The sequence below is a fragment of the Nostoc foliaceum FACHB-393 genome, from assembly GCF_014698505.1.
In the GTDB taxonomy this organism is placed as follows: domain Bacteria; phylum Cyanobacteriota; class Cyanobacteriia; order Cyanobacteriales; family Nostocaceae; genus Nostoc; species Nostoc foliaceum_A.
On sequence record NZ_JACJTD010000159.1, the window covers coordinates 1 to 3,635 of the forward strand.

At 38.5% G+C, this 3,635-nt stretch carries 5 protein-coding genes and 1 pseudogene; 3 read left to right on the forward strand and 3 right to left on the reverse strand.

Annotation, left to right across the window (positions count from 1 at the left end):
- Both H6G92_RS38420 and H6G92_RS41005 read right to left on the reverse strand, forming a co-directional pair.
- A pseudogene (locus H6G92_RS38420) lies at positions 1-247 on the reverse strand (hypothetical protein); the annotation flags it as partial.
- 19 nt (positions 248-266) lie between these two features.
- Entirely contained in the window at positions 267-1,265 is a 999-nt protein-coding gene (locus H6G92_RS41005) for a phosphotransferase (RefSeq protein WP_190902057.1), read from the reverse strand.
- Positions 1,266-1,381: 116 nt separating this feature from the next.
- Between H6G92_RS41005 and H6G92_RS38430 the strand changes: the two genes are divergently transcribed.
- On the forward strand, positions 1,382-1,993 hold the full coding sequence (locus H6G92_RS38430; protein WP_152592216.1) for an exopolysaccharide biosynthesis protein: 612 nt from the start codon (positions 1,382-1,384) through the stop codon (positions 1,991-1,993).
- Between the two features lie 99 nt (positions 1,994-2,092).
- Here H6G92_RS38430 and H6G92_RS40150 read toward each other — a convergent pair whose 3' ends face one another.
- Positions 2,093-2,503 carry a hypothetical protein gene (locus H6G92_RS40150; RefSeq protein ID WP_313890066.1) on the reverse strand — a complete coding sequence of 137 codons (411 nt, stop codon included), beginning with the start codon at positions 2,501-2,503 and terminating at the stop codon, positions 2,093-2,095.
- On the opposite strand from H6G92_RS40150, the gene H6G92_RS41295 reads away from it, so the two are divergent.
- Together H6G92_RS41295 and H6G92_RS38445 are read left to right on the forward strand one after the other, a co-directional pair.
- The gene (locus H6G92_RS41295; RefSeq protein ID WP_190902059.1) at positions 2,481-2,693 is read left to right on the forward strand and encodes a transposase; all 213 of its coding nucleotides are present in this window, start codon (positions 2,481-2,483) and stop codon (positions 2,691-2,693) included. The two genes, H6G92_RS40150 and H6G92_RS41295, sit on opposite strands and share 23 nt — an antisense overlap.
- Positions 2,694-3,341: 648 nt before the next feature.
- Positions 3,342-3,533, forward strand: coding sequence for an AAA family ATPase (locus tag H6G92_RS38445; protein ID WP_190902061.1), 192 nt, complete (start codon positions 3,342-3,344; stop codon positions 3,531-3,533).
- Positions 3,534-3,635 lie beyond the last annotated feature (102 nt).

A 3,635-nucleotide genomic window follows, 5' to 3' on the forward strand; every position in this document is an offset into this window, starting at 1 on the left:
CATTCCAGCATTGTTGGAGGAAGTCAAACCCCGGATTCTGCCCCGAATTCGCCGCAACTTTCAGTTTCTGCATCCGCTCCGGTCGCATATTTGACCGCGCAACAATCGCCTCATGCGACCATTTTTCAGGATTTGGTATGGACGCGGCGGAACTTTCACCCTCATCAACTGCTTTGACTCCTACACCGAAACTTGGTTTTCTCCTGACATGCCCAGCTACGAGCAGCAAGATGGGAAGCAGATTCACAACAGCTTACTTATCCTGATCAAACTGAGATCATGCTTAGAAACTCCCTTAACAAATTTGGAACTGCTTCCATATATTGGTTTCGATGGATTGCATCCATTGTGGATAAAACTGGCAACCACCTCAAAGCTGCAACAATAGGAGACAATTGTTGAGCTTGCTCAAACGCTTGTTGGAGTCTTTCCTTAGTCTCATATTCAGCCCATTGTTCTAAGTAGCAAGCTCCCAGTCGCTCAAACCAAGATGAATTTTTTGCTAATTTTAATCTCCTCTTCAAACAATCGTAGGTACTATGGAGGCTGAAAAAAGGATGAGTGATGCTACTATCACCCCAGTCAAAAAACAAGTAATTTTCATCGCAAATAAAGATGTTCCCATCGTGTAAGTCACCATGATGCAAAGTTTCTGGTATGCCAAAGGTCGCTAGTTTTTCACATAATTTAACTAATAAGTTAGCCTGATTCTGTAAGCACTGATATTCGAGTAAATTAAGTCCACCAGGCTGATTCAGCCCTAATGTTTCGGTATCCATTAACAGTTGTTGAAACATAACAGGCAAGCTTGCTAAACGACGATCAGGCACACCCAATTCCAGAAACTCATTAAGATATTTGGTACAATCTTGTTGCAATTTTGCATAGCAGGGTAAGAGATTCTGCCAATGTTTAATGTCATCTTCAATTTTCAGAGTGTCCTGAAGCATCATCCCTCCATCAAGCATAAGTAGCCAACCTTTCTCCCCATTAATCGCTAAAACTTGTGGCATACATTGAGGATACCGATGCGATAGAACTTGGCTAAGTGCGGCTTCATAAGCAAGCTCTAATACAACTGCTTTGAAATAAATGTTACCGATGCTTGTGGGTATTTGCAGAACTGTTGACCAATGACGAACGCGAAGCTGCTTAATTGAATCAATGCGTTTGATGTCTTTTTGATGTAACTCACAATCAATCCAACTACTGGCTTGCTCAAGCCAGTTTTGTTGTGTCCAAAGTAGTCCATCAAGATAAGTCACACAGATCTTCAACGAGTGTTTTACAATTGGAAATGCTTTTTTGTTAGTTTAACCTGACTTCAAAGACCAATGAATAACCTTGCTTTACAGCCTCCTGCGTTTTCAGCAAACCCTATATGACCCTAAAATTTTCTCAAGATATAAAGTCATTATTGCAACATTTAGCTGAAAAACCTTTGACTCTGGGTGACGTGATTTTAGAAACCTCAGAACGGGGTTTTAGCCTAGTGATTGCATTGTTGGTGTTACCATTTTTGATACCCACGCCACCGGGATTAAGTACTCCTCTTGGTATAGCTTGCTTGTTGATGTCAGGACAGATGGCTTTGGGGAGGCGTACACCGTGGCTGCCGAAAAAAATTGCCAGCCTTAAATTCCCTAATTGGTTTGCTCAAACACTGTTGAAAAATTTACAACGTGTGACCAAAGTCTTAGAAAAAATCTCCCGTCCGCGTTTTCAGAAGGTTGCCGAAAATCCATTAACTTGGCGGTTCAATGGGATATGTCTCACCTGGTTGGCAATATTACTAATGTCGCCATATCCTCCTGCTACCAATCCTATTCCTGCTGTGGGAATGTTACTCTTGGCGGTTGCAACTATTGAATCTGACGGTATATTAATGTGCTTAGGCTATGTAGCCACCGTTTTGAATACCTTGTTTTTCGGTTTTGCCTTTTACCTTTTATATACTGGGGCGACCTATTTGCTACCTAATCTTTTTCGGTAAACTAATCACTTTTAGCTAGAAAGCAAAGAAATGCGGTTGAGTTATTCAAGTTCAGTAAACTAAAAAGTTCTGCGTAGGCGTAGCCCGTCGTAGACATCACTACTCATCGAACCTCACCAACACCCCATCCACAATCGCAACCCCCCACCGCGGAAACTTCGCCAGCAATTTCTTTATTACAATTTGCAAAGCAGGGTCATCATGACAGCATTGCTGGAGGAAGTTAAAACCAGGATTTTCCCCAACCAAAGAAGCCGTCTTCAGTTTTTCCATCCGCAATAGTCTAGTCTTGGATCTCATGGCGATGTCTTCAGAAGTAAACAACGTCTCACTAGATTTTTGCACCTGATAATTGACTACAGATAGATTCCACTGCTTCTCAAACTTGCTGATTGTTGCCCTCATGCTGGCGTAATACTTGCTGTCTAGCAAATATTGAATTACCCACAATGGGGGGCATTCTCCAACGTTTGCTCTAGTCAATGGAATGCCGCTAGCTAACTTTACCACTCCCCCCAATGGTAACGAGAGAGAACAAGTATTACCTCTACTTGACAAAGTAAAACTGAGAACTATGAAGCGGGGTAGACCACGTAAGAAACTTAAGGTACTGGCTACAGATAAAGGTTACGATTCAAAGGGAAAACGTGCTACGCTACGTAAGCGAGGCATTCGACCCAAAATACCAAAACGGATCTGAAAAACCAAGAAGAATAGAGGTAGACCTATTAAAATCTCTGTTCCCAGATATCAGCAAGAACGTTGCTTTACTTAGTATCAACTTAAATATCGTAGCCTAGTTGTTCATTAGGAACGTAAAAAAGTATATTTTGATGCATTCATTGACCTTGCTACTATTCATATCTGGATTCAAAGAATTTTATTAGTGGGATAGGTTCAATACAGATAAAATTAGGATTTGAGTAATAAGAGGAGTCAACACAGACCTTGCTTGTCAGGGTTTTACGACTACTATAATCATTAGTTTTTATTATAACTAATTACATTTAAATTAAATAAAGTAATTTAAGTCAGATGTGATTTTTGTTTGTAATCTGGGAATCATAAGTAAAGAATATCAGCAAGGATAATTTTCAAACTTTATTTAATTTCATTTAGTATTCATATATTTCATTTAACTAATAATGTAGCTATCACGACAATATGTGTTATTAATGATTAAACTATTTTGGAATAAATTAATAAAAATTAAAATAAATTTTATAGAATATTTAATCTGTATCGCTTAAAAACAACAAATGTTAATTGTTCAGTAGGAAAATAAGTTTAATTTAGAAGGCTAGATATTATTTAGTAGTTTTACCGGAAAAACTTAACTTTTTTATTTATGATTATTAAAGATGTTGAAATTAAGGGATTTTGGGGACGTTCAAAAGCTTCTGCTTCTTTTTTTGAAGATGTAACGATATTTATTGGATTGAATGGAACAGGAAAAACTACATTTATTAGCTTAATCTCATCTGTTTTAAATGTAGATATAGTGCAATTAAGCTCCAGGGCAAACGCATCTAAATATTGACGAGCCTGAATCAGGGTGAAATACGCCAAGACTCAAACTACATAAGGCTTTGAGGAAATTAAATCTCACTCATTATAAAAATGATAATCATTACGAGGGGGG